This window comes from Phytobacter sp. MRY16-398, from assembly GCF_003925915.1.
Lineage (GTDB): Bacteria > Pseudomonadota > Gammaproteobacteria > Enterobacterales > Enterobacteriaceae > Phytobacter > Phytobacter diazotrophicus.
In genome coordinates, this window is the sequence record NZ_AP018756.1 from 1,500,019 (window position 1) to 1,516,070 (window position 16,052).

At 53.9% G+C, this 16,052-nt stretch carries 13 protein-coding genes; 8 read left to right on the top strand and 5 right to left on the bottom strand.

Features of this window, described 5'->3' with window-relative positions; genetic code table 11:
* Positions 1-13: 13 nt before the first annotated feature.
* From bamC to ypfH, 5 genes are all read left to right on the top strand, one after another.
* Positions 14-1,048 (top strand): outer membrane protein assembly factor BamC, encoded by a 1,035-nt coding sequence (gene bamC, locus MRY16398_RS07305; protein ID WP_039079708.1) that lies wholly within the window; start codon positions 14-16, stop codon positions 1,046-1,048.
* Between the two features lie 107 nt (positions 1,049-1,155).
* The gene (gene purC / locus MRY16398_RS07310) at positions 1,156-1,869 is read left to right on the top strand and encodes a phosphoribosylaminoimidazolesuccinocarboxamide synthase (protein WP_039079709.1); all 714 of its coding nucleotides are present in this window, start codon (positions 1,156-1,158) and stop codon (positions 1,867-1,869) included.
* Positions 1,870-1,992: 123 nt separating this feature from the next.
* On the top strand, positions 1,993-2,856 hold the full coding sequence (gene ypfJ / locus MRY16398_RS07315) for a KPN_02809 family neutral zinc metallopeptidase (RefSeq protein ID WP_103245368.1): 864 nt from the start codon (positions 1,993-1,995) through the stop codon (positions 2,854-2,856).
* Between the two features lie 22 nt (positions 2,857-2,878).
* Positions 2,879-4,888: a tRNA(Met) cytidine acetyltransferase TmcA gene (locus MRY16398_RS07320; protein ID WP_125124094.1), complete on the top strand. Its 2,010-nt coding sequence runs from the start codon at positions 2,879-2,881 to the stop codon at positions 4,886-4,888.
* Between the two features lie 77 nt (positions 4,889-4,965).
* Positions 4,966-5,661: an esterase gene (gene ypfH / locus MRY16398_RS07325; RefSeq protein ID WP_039079712.1), complete on the top strand. Its 696-nt coding sequence runs from the start codon at positions 4,966-4,968 to the stop codon at positions 5,659-5,661.
* 46 nt (positions 5,662-5,707) lie between these two features.
* Here ypfH and MRY16398_RS07330 read toward each other — a convergent pair whose 3' ends face one another.
* From MRY16398_RS07330 to MRY16398_RS07340, 3 genes are read right to left on the bottom strand one after another with little or no spacing between them, the layout of a single operon-like run.
* Positions 5,708-5,905 (bottom strand): YpfN family protein, encoded by a 198-nt coding sequence (locus MRY16398_RS07330; RefSeq protein ID WP_039079713.1) that lies wholly within the window; start codon positions 5,903-5,905, stop codon positions 5,708-5,710.
* Between the two features lie 13 nt (positions 5,906-5,918).
* Positions 5,919-7,046, bottom strand: a complete 1,128-nt coding sequence (gene dapE, locus MRY16398_RS07335) for a succinyl-diaminopimelate desuccinylase (RefSeq protein WP_039079714.1) — start codon at positions 7,044-7,046, stop codon at positions 5,919-5,921.
* Positions 7,047-7,049: 3 nt separating this feature from the next.
* On the bottom strand, positions 7,050-7,406 hold the full coding sequence (locus tag MRY16398_RS07340; RefSeq protein WP_110294609.1) for an ArsC family reductase: 357 nt from the start codon (positions 7,404-7,406) through the stop codon (positions 7,050-7,052).
* Between the two features lie 505 nt (positions 7,407-7,911).
* Here MRY16398_RS07340 and ypfM point away from each other — a divergent pair.
* Entirely contained in the window at positions 7,912-7,971 is a 60-nt protein-coding gene (ypfM, locus tag MRY16398_RS07345) for a protein YpfM (RefSeq protein WP_100181659.1), read from the top strand.
* A gap of 103 nt (positions 7,972-8,074) precedes the next feature.
* On the opposite strand, the gene acrD is transcribed toward ypfM, so the two are convergent.
* The gene (gene acrD, locus MRY16398_RS07350; RefSeq protein ID WP_107223195.1) at positions 8,075-11,188 is read right to left on the bottom strand and encodes a multidrug efflux RND transporter permease AcrD; all 3,114 of its coding nucleotides are present in this window, start codon (positions 11,186-11,188) and stop codon (positions 8,075-8,077) included.
* A gap of 211 nt (positions 11,189-11,399) precedes the next feature.
* Positions 11,400-13,100 carry a nitrate/nitrite two-component system sensor histidine kinase NarQ gene (gene narQ, locus MRY16398_RS07355; RefSeq protein WP_079496181.1) on the bottom strand — a complete coding sequence of 567 codons (1,701 nt, stop codon included), beginning with the start codon at positions 13,098-13,100 and terminating at the stop codon, positions 11,400-11,402.
* 225 nt (positions 13,101-13,325) lie between these two features.
* On the opposite strand from narQ, the gene aegA reads away from it, so the two are divergent.
* Entirely contained in the window at positions 13,326-15,305 is a 1,980-nt protein-coding gene (aegA, locus tag MRY16398_RS07360; RefSeq protein WP_125124095.1) for a formate-dependent uric acid utilization protein AegA, read from the top strand.
* A 69-nt stretch (positions 15,306-15,374) separates the two neighbouring features.
* Positions 15,375-15,950 carry a GDP-mannose pyrophosphatase NudK gene (gene nudK, locus MRY16398_RS07365; protein WP_039079719.1) on the top strand — a complete coding sequence of 192 codons (576 nt, stop codon included), beginning with the start codon at positions 15,375-15,377 and terminating at the stop codon, positions 15,948-15,950.
* Positions 15,951-16,052: the final 102 nt, after the last annotated feature.

A 16,052-nucleotide genomic window follows, 5' to 3' on the forward strand; every position in this document is an offset into this window, starting at 1 on the left:
TTAGGGAGATTTGATGGCTTACTCAGTACAGAAGTCGCGCCTGGCGAAGGTGGCGGGAGTTTCATTTGTAATGTTACTCGCTGCCTGCAGTTCGGATTCACGCTACAAACGTCAGGTCAGTGGTGACGAGTCCTATCTGGATGCCGCGCCGCTTGCGGAACTTCATGCGCCAGCCGGCATGATCCTGCCGGTGCAGAATGGCGAATATAACATTCCTGCCACTAACGGCAGTGGTGCTGTGGGTAAAGAGCTGGATATCCGTCCGCCGGCGCAGCCGCTGGCACTGGTAACGGGTGCGCGCACTCAGTTTACTGGCGATACGGCAACCCTATTGGTTGAAAATGGCCGCAACACAAACCTGTGGCCGCAGGTTGTCAGCATTATCCAGGCGAAAAACTACGCCATCGCGAAGCGTGACGACGCCAGTCAGACGTTGACGACCGACTGGGTTGACTGGAACCGCCTCGATGAAGATCAGCAGTATCGTGGCCGTTATCAAATCTCGGTGAAACCGCAGGGTTATCAGCAGGCGGTGACCGTTAAACTCGTAAATCTGGAGCAGGCGGGTAAGCCGGTTGCAGATAGCGCATCGTTACAGCGCTACAGCACGGAAATGCTGAACGTTATCTCCCAGAGCCTGGATAAAACATCCACTGACGCTCAGGCTGCCGCCGAAAACCGCAGCGTGAAGTCGCTTGATGTTCAGTCCGGCGCGGATGATACCGGTCTGCCGATGCTGGTGGTGCGTGGTCCGTTCAACGTAGTGTGGCAGCGTCTGCCGACAGTACTGGAAAAAGTGGGCATGAAAGTGACCGACAGCACCCGTTCTACCGGTAGCATGGCCGTCACCTACAAACCGTTGTCCGATAGCGCATGGCGCGATCTGGGCGCGCGTGACCCGGGCCTGGCGTCTGGCGACTATAAACTGCAGGTCGGTGATTTAGATAACCGCAGTAGCCTCCAGTTTATTGACCCGAAAGGTCATACGTTAACGCAGTCGCAAAACGACGCCCTGGTGGCAGCGTTTGAGGCCGCGTTTAACAAGTAAGAATAAGGGCCGGATACCTCCGGCCTTTTTTTATTTGGCTGACGCAAACGTGTGCGTCGGTGTAAAATAGCTTTTTTAGTTAAATCATCACACCTGGAGTGACAAAGATGCAAAAGCAAGCTGAGTTGTATCGTGGCAAAGCGAAGACCGTATACAGCACGGAAAACCCGGACCTGTTGGTGCTCGAATTCCGCAATGATACGTCAGCAGGGGACGGCGCGCGTATTGAGCAGTTCGAGCGTAAAGGCATGGTTAACAACAAATTCAACCATTTCATTATGAGCAAACTGGCAGAAGCGGGTATCCCAACTCAGATGGAAGCGTTGTTGTCCGATACCGAATGCCTGGTGAAAAAGCTGGACATGGTACCGGTAGAGTGTGTGGTGCGTAACCGTGCTGCGGGTTCACTGGTAAAACGTTTAGGAATTGAAGAAGGTATCGAGCTGAATCCGCCGCTGTTCGATCTGTTCCTGAAAAACGATGCCATGCATGACCCGATGGTGAACGACTCCTACTGTGAAACGTTTGGCTGGGTGAGCAAAGAGAACCTGGCGCGCATGAAAGAGCTGACTTACAAAGCGAACGATGTACTGAAAAAACTGTTTGATGACGCAGGCCTGATCCTGGTCGACTTCAAACTGGAGTTCGGTCTGTTCAAAGGTGAAGTGGTTCTGGGCGATGAATTCTCACCGGACGGTAGCCGTCTGTGGGATAAAGAAACGCTGGCAAAAATGGACAAAGACCGTTTCCGCCAGAGCCTGGGTGGCGTGATTGAAGCGTACGAAGCCGTTGCCCATCGCCTGGGTGTTAAGCTGGACTAAGCGATAATCCGCAGCAAACCGGGGGATGCGCGCATCCTCTGGTTCCTTGCCTCTTTTTTCTTATGGTAATCCTCCCCGCAACCGCCTACGATCATTATTAATACGTTAGATAATGAGGTGGTTATGCGCTGGCAAGGGCGTCGTGAAAGCAACAATATTGAAGACCGGCGCGATGAATCGGGCGGACCCGTTATTCGGGGGCCAGGATTTCGTTTGCCGGGCGGTAAGGGCGGCATCATACTGCTGGTGGTGGTGATTTTCGCCAGTTACTACGGTGTGGATTTAACGGGCCTTATCACCGGGGAACCGGTCGACAACAGTTCTCAGCAGCGCTCCATCAGCCCGCAGGAAGATGAAGCGGCGAAATTCACCAGTGTTATCTTCGCCACGACAGAAGACACCTGGGGGCAACTTTTCGAGAAAATGGGGCGCCATTACCAGCAACCCAAACTGGTGATGTACCGTAACCGGGTGACAACGGGCTGCGGTACCGGTCAATCCGTTATGGGGCCGTTTTATTGCCCGGCGGACAGTAAAGTCTATATCGATCTCTCCTTTTATGACGACATGAAGCACAAGCTTGGGGCGAACGGTGATTTCGCTCAGGGGTATGTCATTGCTCATGAAGTCGGCCATCACGTGCAAAAATTACTCGGTACCGAGGCTAAAGTACGCCAGCTCCAGCAAAACGCGTCACAAACCGAAGCCAATGCGCTGTCGGTACGTCTGGAATTGCAGGCCGACTGCTATGCCGGGGTCTGGGGACACAGCATGCAACAACAAGGCGTGTTGGATGCAGGCGATCTGGAAGAGGCGCTGAACGCCGCGACCGCAATGGGCGACGATCGATTGCAGAAACGTAGCCAGGGGCTGGTTATCCCCGACACGTTTACCCATGGCACCTCCGAACAGCGTTATAACTGGTTCAAACGCGGAATGGACAGCGGCGACCCAGCCCAGTGCAATACATTTAGCGGTACGCTTTAGTGTTCGGTGCCGGGACATCTGAATGTCATTAACTGCATTAAGTGCCCAAATGGCGGATCAGGGGATCCGCCGTTTGTTGGTTATCGCGGGTGAAGGTGAGGTGTGCCTGCAACAGGCCAATCACCTTCGCGTCTCATTACCCGGCGACTGGCTGTGGGTAGGTGAATCAACAGACTGGCCGCTACACTGCGCGCCGCGTGCGCTCACCACCTTGCTTGGCCGCGAATTCACCCATGCCGTGCTGGATGCCCGTTACGGTTTTGATGTCGCCGCGCTCGCGGCGCTCAGCGGCACGCTGAAACCGGGCAGTTTTTTGGTCCTCCTTACGCCGCCGCTTGATGCATGGGCGCAACGGCCTGATAACGACAGTTGTCGCTGGAGTGACACCGCCGAGCCGATTGCCACGCCGCGCTTTGTTGAACACTTTTGCCGGGCGCTGCGGCAAGACGAAAACGTGATGCTCTGGTCGCACGCACATCCATTCCGTCCCCCTGATTTTTCTGCGCGCCCCGCCTGGCATGCCGCGACAGGCGCGCCCGAAGAGGAACAGCGAGCGATTCTGGCTGAACTTGCCGCGATGCCGCCGGGTGTCATGGTGGTAACGGCACCGCGCGGGCGAGGGAAGTCAGCCCTGGCGGGTATGCACATTGCGCGTCTGGCGACGTCGGCCATTGTTACCGCACCGGGACGTTCTGCAACGGATGTACTGGCACACTATGCCGGAGAGATGACTTTTATTGCCCCGGATGCGTTACTCGCACGCATTGCCCGGAGGGAGCCGCTGTCAGAGTGGTTAGTCGTCGATGAAGCGGCAGCCATTCCGGGGCCGCTGTTGACGACGCTCGTCTCGGCGTTCCGTTATGTATTATTGACCACCACGGTACAAGGTTACGAAGGGACCGGGCAGGGCTTCTTATTAAAATTCTGTGCCGGTTTTCCCCATCTCATACACCGCCAGTTGCACACTCCCCTGCGCTGGGCGGAAGGCTGCCCGCTGGAAGCGTTTATCAACAGGGTATTGTTGTTTGACGATGCGTCGGCACTGACGAAACCGACGGGCGAGGCGACAATCCTTTCGCTTGACCAATCCGCATGGTCCACGGACCCCTCACTTCCGTCTGCACTCTATCGGCTGCTTGCCAGCGCCCATTACCGCACCTCTCCTCTGGATTTGCGGCGTATGATGGATGCGCCGGGGCAACATTTCTGGCTCACGAAAACGCCGGATGCATTACTGGCAGCGCTCTGGCTGGTGGAGGAGGGGGGATTGTCAGCCGGACTCAGCCAGGCTGTCTGGGCGGGATTTCGTCGTCCTCGTGGGAATCTGGTGGCGCAGTCGCTGGCGGCTCACGGTGGCAGCCCGCTTGCTGCGACGTTGCGCGGTTTACGCGTGAGCCGCATTGCCGTCCATCCGTCACGTCAGCGGGAAGGGCTTGGACAGGCGTTAATTACGCATGCCCGCCAGCATGTCACGGGCTGCGATTACCTCTCGGTGAGTTTCGGCTATACGGCTTCGCTGTGGCATTTCTGGCAGCGATGCGGGTTCCAGTTGGTCAGGCTTGGCAGCCACCGGGAGGCGAGCAGTGGTTGCTATACCGCCATGGCAGTATTGCCGCTGACGGCGGCAGGACAGGCGCTTGCCGCCAATGAGCAGCGCAGGCTGGCGCGAGATTTACCCTGGCTTGATGCCTGGAAAGGGGAAAAGTTACCCCTTACCGTCAGTCCAGAGACTACCCTTAATAATGATGACTGGCAGGAACTGGCCGGGTTTGCCTTTGCCCATCGCCCGCTCTCTTCGGCAACGGGTGCGTTGCAAAGGTTGTTGATGCAGGTCGATTTACCCCTGAATGCATTACGGATGCAGCTCACAGAGAAGCGCAATGAGGCGGATATTTGCCACGCACGGGCGCTTTCGGGCCGTAAAGCACTGCTGGTCGCACAGCGCCAGGAGGCCGCATCGGCACTGTCCTTACTCGATTCTGAACGCACGATTTTGCTGAAAGCGCAGGTGCGGCAACTGCAATTTTTTTAACTAACTCATTCAGTTAAATGGCATGGTGATTATTCCTCCCCGGCGTAAACTGCAGGCAACGAATTAAGGAGACCGCCATGAAACATGACCATTTTGTTGTTCAACAACCGGCAGGCGCCGCGAAACAGTTACTGCTTTTCTTTCATGGCGTTGGCGATAACCCGGCGAATATGGGGCAGATCGGCAGCTACTTCGCACCGCTGTTTCCTGAGGCGATGATTGTCAGCATTGGGGGCGTGGAACCCTGCGGTCCAACGGGGCGTCAGTGGTTCTCCGTGCAGGGTGTTACCGAAGAAAACCGCCAGGCACGCATTGATGCCATTATGCCGGTATTTATTGAAACGGTTCGCTACTGGCAGCAGCAAAGCGGCGTAAACGCACAGGCCACCGCCCTGATTGGTTTTTCTCAAGGCTCCATCATGGCACTGGAGGGGGTGAAAGCGCAGCCCGATTTGGCATCCCGCGTGATCGCCTTTAATGGACGTTACGCCAGTCTGCCGCAGACGGCCTCGACGGCATCAACCATTCACCTGATTCACGGTGGTGAAGATCGCGTCATTGATTTGGCCCATGCGGTTGCGGCGCAGGACGCGTTGCTGCGTGCAGGTGGCGATGTGACGCTCGATATTGTGGAGGATTTAGGGCATGCGATCGATGATCGCAGTTTACAATTCGCCCTCGATCACCTGCGTTATACCGTACCGAAGCACTATTTCGATGAAGCGCTGAGTGGCGGTAAACCGGACGACGATGACATTATTGAATTGATCTAATAAAAACGTGCCCGGCTCATGACGCAGCCGGGCAGATCGGGCGGGATTACTTCTTCTGGTCTTTCTTCGGCCAGTCGTCCTCATCATCCCACTTATCGTTAAAATCACGATGCGGTGGCAGGTCCGGTTTGTTAGCCAGAAATTTTTTGTGATCGACGCGTTTAAGGTCTTTGATCACATTCAGCAGTACGCCGAGTAAAAAAACCAGCACCAGAATCCACCAGTATTTCGCGAACCATTCCATGCGTTCCTCCCCGTCAGGCGATGAGTTGTTCCATAATGCGTTGATACATGCGGGCGAGTAGCTGCAAATCCGCCGCATTCACACATTCATTGATTTTATGAATGGTGGCGTTAACCGGCCCCAGTTCCACGACCTGCGCGCCCATACGCGCAATAAAGCGACCATCTGATGTGCCGCCAGTGGTTAACAACTGCGGTTTAATCTCATTATAGTGCTCAACGGCATTAACCACCGCATCAACCAGCTTACCCCGACCGGTCAGGAACGGCTGACCAGAGAGCCACCAGTCAATGGTGTAGCGCAACTGATGTTTCTCCAGCAGTGCGGCAACGCGTTCTTTGATCATCCCATCGGTAAGTTCGGTGCTAAAGCGGAAATTGAACTGTAGATAGAGATCGCCTGGGATCACGTTGTTACTGCCGGTGCCTGCCTGAATGTTCGCCACCTGCATGCTGGTCGGCGGGAAATATTCATTACCCTGATCCCATTCGATCGCCACCAGCTCATTGAGCATGGGCGCCGCGCGGTGTACCGGGTTATCGGCGAGATGCGGATAAGCAACATGCCCCTGCACGCCGTGAATGGTTAAATTGCAGGTCAGCGAACCGCGACGACCATTTTTGACCACATCGCCCACCACTTCGGTACTGGAGGGTTCACCCACCAGGCAGTAGTCCAGGCGTTCGTTGCGCGCCATTAAGGCTTCAACGACTTTCACTGTACCGTTGGCGGCGCTGGCCTCTTCGTCAGAGGTGATCAGAAACGCCAGACGGCCTTTGTGCCTGGGGTGAGTCGCAACAAAACGTTCAGCGGCGACAACCATGGCCGCCAGCGAGCCTTTCATGTCGGCCGCGCCGCGACCAAACAGCATGCCATCGCGGATAGTGGGTTCAAACGGCGGGTTGATCCAGCGGTCAGCATCCCCGGAAGGCACAACGTCAGTGTGTCCGGCGAAGGCCAATGTTTCACCCTGTCCACGCCATGCCCAGAAATTCTGTGTGTCGCCAAAATTCATCGGCTCAATGGTAAAACCGATGGCGCGAAGACGTTCGATCATTAACGCCTGACACCCTGCGTCATCGGGGCTCAGAGAAGGGCGACGAATAAGCTGTTGCGTCAGCTCAATAACCGGGCACGACATAAACTACACCTCGTTGATAAACGTCTCATAACTGGATTCATTGAAACCCAGCAGCATAGGCTTACCGGGCGCACAGAGCAATGGGCGTTTGATAATTGCCGGCATTTCTAACATCAGCGTGGCTGCGGAATCCGCGTTTGTAATGGTTGCACGCAGCGATTCATCCAGTTTGCGCCAGGTGGTACCCCGGGTATTGAGCAGCGCTTCCCACCCCAGTTCCGCAATAAATTGCTGCAACAGATCGGCATCAAGACCGTCTACGCGGTAATCGTGAAAACGATAATCAACCTGATGGGCTTCCAGCCAGCGGCGGGCTTTTTTGATGGTGTCGCAGTTTTTGATGCCAAACAGAGTAAGCATGGTGAATCCTTTTGTCTTATCTTTGGTTAATTGCCCAAAAAATTAGAATAATAATGGGCGAATAAACATATAATATCATTTCATTCGCAGGGTAATCATACTTCCTGTTATTAAATTTACCTGCCAGGGTTTGCCATCAGCAATATGTACGAGTTTAAAGAAATACTAAGGGTGATAATTAATAATGTGAAAATGATGTCATTTACGAGCCTGCCCAGCTTGTTAAATAAACAAAAATTTCACCTGATGGCAAAAAATCATCTTATTAGCTACTTCAAAGATACGTTCTGACTACACCTTGATGACGCTACAGGCCGGGGTACATCAGGGTTTGAACTAAATGTTTCCGAATATTGCTATCGCTCACATTAAATAGCCAAATTCTGGAGCATAGTTATTTCGTCAATGCAAATACTATGAGAGACCAATCAAAGCAATTGGTTGAAATATCTTCACAGCGATGTCGGATTCTCGTAGAATAAGCACAATAATAAGAGAGGTAGTTATGATTGAACATGAACTGGGGAACTGGAAAGACTTTATCGAAGGCATGCTTCGTAAATAATTCCAGAAGAATCATAAAAGCAGTGATTGCTTAAAACGATAAAAGTGTGAAATTAATCACGCAATAAAAGGCGACCTTAACAGGCCGCCTTTTTGTTTGCTCATTATTCCTGACGTTCTTTCAGCGGGAAGCGCCGTCTGACCAGCACAAAGAACAGAGGAACAAAAAAGATTGCCAGCACGGTTGCTGAAATCATCCCGCCCATTACCCCGGTACCCACCGCATGTTGGCTACCGGAGCCTGCGCCGGTACTGGTTGCCATCGGCAAAACGCCAAAGACAAAGGCAAGAGAGGTCATCAGAATCGGGCGCAGACGCTGACGGCAGGCGTGCAGTGTGGCCGACAGCAGATCCTGGCCTTTCTGGTTCATTTCGTTGGCGAACTCGACAATCAGGATGGCGTTCTTCGCCGATAGCCCGATAACCGTCAGCAGACCTACCTGGAAGTAGACGTCATTTTCCAGCCCGCGCATCCAGGTGGCGAGCAGCGCGCCAATCACCCCGAGCGGTACGACCAGCATCACCGAGAACGGCACTGACCAGCTTTCATATAGCGCGGCCAGGCAGAGGAACACCACCAGCAGAGAAATCGCATAGAGCGCCGGTGCCTGTGAGCCTGATAAGCGCTCCTGATAGGACATGGCCGTCCACTCCAGACCGAAACCGCCGGGAATCTGGCTAACCAGTTTTTCCATGGTATCCATGGCGGTGCCGGTACTGATACCCGGTGCCGCTTCACCGACAATCTCTACTGCCGCATAGCCGTTATAACGTTCCAGACGCGGGGAGCCGGTTTCCCAGTGCGAGGTGGCAAAGGCGGAGAAGGGCACCATACCGCCGCTGCTGTTACGCACATACCAAAGATTAATGTCGCTCGGCAGCATGCGGTATTTTGCCGCTGACTGAACGTAGACTTTCTTCACGCGGCCGCGATCCATAAAGTCATTCACATAACTCGAACCCCACGCAGTTTGCAGCGTGTCGTTGATATCATCAATTGAGACCCCCAGCGCCTGAGCTTTACGCTGATCGATATCGACCTGTAATTGCGGGCTGTCATCGAGGCCGTTGTGACGCACGCGCGTCAGCATTTTATTGTTGTCGGTCATTTGAATCAGTTTGTCGCGCGCCGCCATCAGCGCATCGTGCCCGGCCCCCGCGTGATCCTGTAATTCCATATCGAAACCGGCGGAGCTGCCCAGGCCACTGATTGCCGGCGGACTGCTGGCAATAACGCGGGCTTCATTGATTTGGCGAAACGCTTTGGTGGCACGCTCAATGATGGCAAAGGAACTGCCGGTTTTCGGATCGCGTTCGCCCCAGTCTTTCAGACGCACAAACATACGTGCGACGTTCTGGCCGTTCCCGCCGGGGCCGGAACCAACGGTGGCGAAGACGGACGCGACATTGTTTTTCTCGTTTTTGAAGAAGTAATCTTCAACCTTTTGCACCACTTTCAGCGTCTGCTGCTGCGTCGCGCCGCTCGGCAGTTGTACCGATGCCAGAAACATCCCGCGATCTTCAAGCGGTAAAAAAGACGTTGGCAGGCGCAGGAATAAAAACACCATGCCGCCCAGCAACAAAACGTAGAGCAGGATCCAGCGCAGGCTGCGGTGCAGAATTTTCGCCACGCCATTTTCGTAACGGTCGGCGTTGCGGTTAAACATGCGGTTAAACGCGCCGAAGAAACCTCTTTCCCCGTGGTGCTCGCCTTTATGCAGAGGTTTAAGCAGCGTGGCGCACAGGGCAGGTGTGAGGATCATCGCCACCAGCACGGATAACACCATAGCGGAAACGATAGTGATGGAGAACTGACGATAAATCGCCCCGGTGGTACCGCCAAAAAACGCCATCGGGACAAATACCGCCGAAAGCACCATCGCGATACCCACCAGCGCACCCTGGATTTGCGCCATCGATTTCCGCGTCGCTTCTCTGGGCGACAGGCCTTCCTCGCTCATGATACGTTCGACGTTTTCCACCACGACAATCGCGTCGTCCACCAGAAGGCCGATGGCGAGGACCATCGCAAACATGGTGAGGGTGTTGATGCTATAGCCAAAGGCGTAGAGAACGGCGAAGGTCCCCATTAACACCACCGGCACGGCAATCGTCGGGATGAGCGTTGCGCGGAAATTCTGCAAAAAGAGATACATCACGAGGAAGACCAGCGCGATAGCTTCCAGCAGCGTTTTCACCACATCGATAATGGATTCTTTAACGAAAGAGGTTGTCTCGTAGGCGACCCGATATTCCAGGCCATGCGGAAAATATTGCGACAGCTCATCCAGACGTTTTAGCACTAATTCCGAGGTCGCCATCTCATTCGCACCGGAGGCCAGCTTAATCCCAAGCCCGGAGGCGGCAAGCCCGTTAAAGCGGCTCAGGAAGTCATATTTCTCAGCACCCAGTTCAACCTCGGCGACATCGCCAAGGCGCACTTCGGAACCATCCTGATTAACGCGCAACGTGATATTTCGAAACTGCTGCGGTGTCTGGAGTAGCGATTGTGAGTTAATCGAGGCGTTCAGCGCCTGACGGTCTACCGAAGGTGAGCCGCCGAGCTGACCAACGGCGACCTGGGCGTTCTGGGATTTAATCGCGCTGGTCACATCGTCAGTGGTCATCTGGTAGCTGTTAAGCTTCGCCGGGTCGAGCCAGATACGCATAGCATACTGTGAACCGTAGGCATCGATATCGCCAACACCATTCACGCGGCTTATGGGATCCTGAATATTACTGGCGACATAGTCGGCGATATCTTGTTTATCCATCGAGCCGTCGGTAGAGACAAACGCCAGCGTCAGGATGTTGGTGTCACCGGTTTTTCTTACCGTTACCCCCTGGTTCTGAACGGCCTGGGGGAGTTTACGCAGAGCAGACTGTAACTGGTTTTGTACCTGCTGCACGGCCTCGTCGGGGTCCGTACCGGCGGTGAAACTGAGTGTAATCGTGGCCTGCCCGGCACTGCTGCTTTGTGATGACATGTACATCAGATTATCGAGGCCGGTCATGTTCTGCTCAATAACCTGCGTCACGGTATTTTCCAGCGTCTGGGCAGATGCGCCTGGGTAGTTGGCGGTAATACGGACATTGGGTGGAGCCAGATTAGGGTATTGCTCCACTGGCAGAGAAATAATGGCAAGGGTTCCGGTTAAACAGATCAGGATCGCCAGTACCCACGCAAAAATGGGGCGATCAATAAAAAAATTCGCCATCAGAAACAAGACCTCGTTGTTTTGCTGCGCATTGTTATTTTGACATTGCTGAAATCAATGAATGTGTGCTCAATGTAGCGGGAACAGATAAAGCAAACGTGGAGAAAAAAAGGAGATAATGTAAATTATCATGCTTTTTCAAGGCACAATTATGCTGTGTCTCCTTTATCCCCGTTTTGCTGCATCCGTTTCAGAAATTCTTTTCTTTTCCTTACGTTTGCTGGCTTTTAAGCGTACGCGGCGCCGGGAAACGCAGTTCGACTAATGTCCCACCGCCAGGCGGGCGCGCAAAGTTGAGCGTGCCGCCAAGACGGCTTGCTCGTTCGCGCATAATATTCAATCCGTAATGTCCCTGAGGTTCATCGGTCGTGCCGATGCCTTTTCCATTATCGCGAATATAAACTGAATACTGATCGTCCGGGTCCGTAACGCAACTGACGGTGATGGTACTGGCGTCGGCATGTTTAATCGCGTTGATCACCGCTTCGCGCACTATCTGCAAGATGTTTACCTGCTGCTGTGCATCCAGCATAAGCGTTGGCAGGCGGCAATCCAGCTCGAGCTTCGCGGTCGTCTGGCTCTGGAGAAGCGCCATTGCTTCATTCAGAACGGCGGGCAGATCGCTTTGGGAAACCGTCAGGCGGAAGGTCGCCAGTAATTCCCGCAACTGACGCCAGGCATCGTTCAGGGCACGGGAAAAATCGGTGATGATGGTCTGGGCGGGTGCGTTGTCCTCGGGCACTGCTCGTTTGAGCAATGCCAGTTGAATACGCAGATAAGAAAGCACCTGGGCCAGCGAATCATGAAGTTCCATGGCGATGGTGGCGCGCTCTTCCATCAGAATCAGTTGCTGGTGCTGTTTTTGCGCCTGATTAAAATAGAACCCGCGCCCCATAATCGTGGCCACGCTTTGCAGTAATGGCGTGGAAGCCTGGGCATTGACGCTTTGCCAGCGTAATTCGCCAAAAACGCTCTCTTGCATGCTGACGGGTAACACGTTAACCGGAAGGTCTTCCTGCGCCTCACCGTGATGAATGGACCAGTGATCGCCCATTGTTAACTCCAGATAGCTTGCCGCTTCGTGCTCATAGACTATCTGCAGAATGTGGCGAAAACACATAACGTCGATCTGGCTGGTGTTGAGCGCCTGCGAACATTGATACAACACTTCGAGGCGACGGTGGGCTTCCTGCAGGTCATACGTCTTCTCTGCGACCTGGGCTTCGAGTGTGCGGTAGAGTTTGTGCAATTCACCAGACATTCGGTCAAACGTGGACGCCAGCAGCCCCAATTCGTTATCCAGATGGGTATTGAGTGACGGATAGGTAAAATGTCCTTGCTGAATCTCCTGGCTGGCCACCATCAGTTGCGCAAGGGGGTTAACGACCTGCTGGCGAATGCGCCGTAGCGTAAAAAAGACCAGCAGGAAAATCCCCATCGCGCCGATGAGCGAGATACCCAACACCAGCCACATTTTCCGTTCCGAATAGTGTTGTAGCGCCAGAACAAACTGGTCGATGTTATCGACATATTGCTGAATATTATGCTGATACCAGACCGTGTCGGCTGTGCCTAATCGGGCATTCATCTCCTGCCAGCTTTCCTGTAATTGCGCATAGCGCTGCCCAACAATTTCAGGTACATACCAGCGGTTTAACGTGCGTAAAACCGGTGAGTTAAGCGATTGCTGATAGATTTGGCGATGTGCATTTAATTCCGCGGAGCCGCGTTCCAGGTCATACCCCAGACGATAGCTTTGCATACGCAGAGAACCGGCGATATTAACGGCTTCCGCATCGCGCAAGCTGCTGGCAAGCGTCATTAGCGCCGCGCCCGTGGAGAGCAGCGAAAGCAAGACGATATAAAAAAAGGCTCTGGCAAGGCTGGATGAAACAGGTTGTTTTACAGTCACAACAGCAATTCCCGCTATCCAAGGGTGGCGGACGAAATGGCATCGCCGGACGGCTCATCAAATGAGACTAATTTTTATTTATGCCACGATAAATTGATCTGCAACATGCGCGTGACAATTAAGTAACGCTTCTGGGCAAATGTACATTGCCTGCGCTGAACAGCCCAGGTAAATACATTGTTCATATAAAAAATAAGGTTTATTAAACCAGAAAAGAAGACTGCCATGAATCGTTTTATTATGGCTAACAGCCAACAATGTATAGGGTGTCGCGCCTGTGAAGTGGCCTGTGTAATGGCACATAACCAGGAACAACACGTTTTAAGCCACGAACATTTTCATCCCCGAATTACGGTCGTAAAGAATAAACGCCAGCGCAGCGCGGTAACATGTCACCATTGTGAAGCCGCTCCTTGTGCCCGCAGTTGTCCGAACGGCGCAATTAGTCGTGTAAATGATTCGGTGCAAGTTAACCAGGATAAATGCATCGGTTGTAAATCCTGTGCGGTGGCGTGCCCCTTCGGCACCATGCAGATCCTTGTCACGCCGGTCGGCAATGGCATGGTAAAAGCCACGGCACACAAATGTGATCTCTGTGTCGATCGCGCTGAAGGCCCCGCCTGTGCGCAAAACTGCCCGGCAGACGCTATTCAGGTCGTGAGCCGAGATGATCTGGCAGACCTGGCGAAGGCGCGCCGTTTACGTGCGGCCAGCCAGGAAGCTCAACCGTGGCACAGTATGGCGGCGCTGGTCCCGGCATTTAACGATCGCAAGGTCAAACAGATGCTCAAAACGTCGCCGCGTGGAGAGCCCGATAAGCTGGCGCTGGCGGCGCGCAAAACCGGATTTGCTGAAATCTATCTGCCGTTCCGCGCCGATCAGGCTCAGCGGGAAGCGGAGCGTTGCCTGAAATGCGGTGAGCACAGCGTCTGTGAATGGACCTGCCCGCTGCACAACCATATTCCCCAGTGGATTGAACGTGTAAAAGCCGGGGATATCACCGCAGCCGTTGAGTTATCGCATCAGACGAACTGCTTACCGGAAATCACCGGGCGCGTCTGTCCGCAGGATCGTCTGTGCGAGGGGGCGTGTACCGTTCGCGACGACTACGGCTCGGTCACTATCGGCAATATTGAGCGTTACATTTCCGACCAGGCGCTGGCAAAAGGGTGGCGGCCTGACCTTAAGCATGTGGCTGCGGTAGATAAACGCATTGCGATCATTGGCGCGGGGCCTGCCGGTCTGGCATGCGCCGACGTGCTGGCGCGCAACGGCGTGAGTACCACTGTGTTTGATCGTCACCCGGAAATAGGCGGCCTGCTGACTTTCGGTATTCCGGCCTTCAAACTGGATAAATCACTGCTTGCGCGCCGCCGGGAAATTTTCAGCGCGATGGGTATTCGCTTCGAACTGAATTGCGAAATTGGCCGGGATATTACCCTGGACACCTTGCTTGAAGAGTACGATGCCGTGTTTGTCGGCGTCGGTACGTACCGGTCGATGAAAGCGAATTTACCGAATGAAGATGCGCCTGGCGTCTATGACGCGCTGCCGTTCCTCATCGCCAACACCAAACAACTGATGGGGCTACCGGATTCGCCGGAAGAACCCTTTATCAACACCGCCGGGTTGAATGTAGTGGTGCTGGGTGGCGGTGATACGGCGATGGACTGTGTACGGACATCGCTGCGTCACGGGGCCAGCAAAGTGACCTGCGCCTATCGTCGCGATGAGGCCAATATGCCGGGCTCGAAAAAAGAGGTAAAAAACGCGAAGGAAGAGGGGGCTGAATTCGAGTTTAACGTCCAGCCAATCAACCTGGAGCTGGATGAATCGGGGAGTGTCACGGGGGTTCGCCTGCTACGCACGCAGTTGGGTGAAGCGGATGCGAAAGGGCGTCGCCGTCCGGTACCAATAGAGGGCAGCGAGTTTGTGATGCCAGCAGATGCCGTCATCATGGCTTTTGGTTTCAATCCGCACTCCATGCCGTGGCTGGAAACGCACGGCGTGGAGGTTGATGACTGGGGCCGTATCGCGGCGAACGTCAACAGCGCATACCGTTATCAGACCAGCAACCCGAAAATCTTCGCCGGTGGCGATGCGGTTCGCGGTGCAGATTTGGTGGTGACAGCCATGGCGGAAGGTCGTCATGCTGCACAGGGGATGATGGACTGGCTGGGCGTTACAGCGCCGAAAGGCCACTGATTACCCGTCGCGACAAAACAGACTTCGCAGCGTAATATGAGAGTGACCGTATTACGTTGTGGAGTCGGTATGTCGTTCAACATAGAAGTCATTAAAGATAAAGTCCTTTCAGATAACTATTTCATTCTTCGCAATATTACCTACGATTTGACCCGCAAAAATGGTGACGTGATTCGCCATAAACGCGAGGTTTATGACAGGGGAAATGGCGCCACTATTCTGCTGTATAACCCGGATAAAAAGAGCGTGGTCCTGATTCGCCAGTTCCGCGTCGCGACCTGGGTTAACGGTAACGAAGACGGTCGCCTGATTGAAACCTGCGCCGGTCTGCTGGACGACGATGAACCGGAAGTGTGCATTCGCAAAGAGGCCGTTGAAGAGACGGGATATGCAGTGAGTGAGGTTCGTAAGGTATTCGAGCTTTATATGTCCCCCGGCGGCGTCACCGAAATCGTCCATTTCTTTATCGCCCGCTATGACGACAGCATCCGGGCAAATAATGGCGGCGGTGTCGAAGATGAAGACATTGAAGTGCTGGAACTTCCCTTTGCGCAGGCCCTTGAGATGATGAAAAGCGGCGAGATACGAGACGGCAAGGCGGTGATTTTACTGCAATATTTGCAATCATCAGGTCTAATGGATTGATTTTACTAGGGTTAAAAAATAAATTTTAGATAAAGCTATCCGACAAATCCGATTGAGCGGCAGGCGCGGGAACACGAAGATACGCGGGTTGTGTGTTGCGAT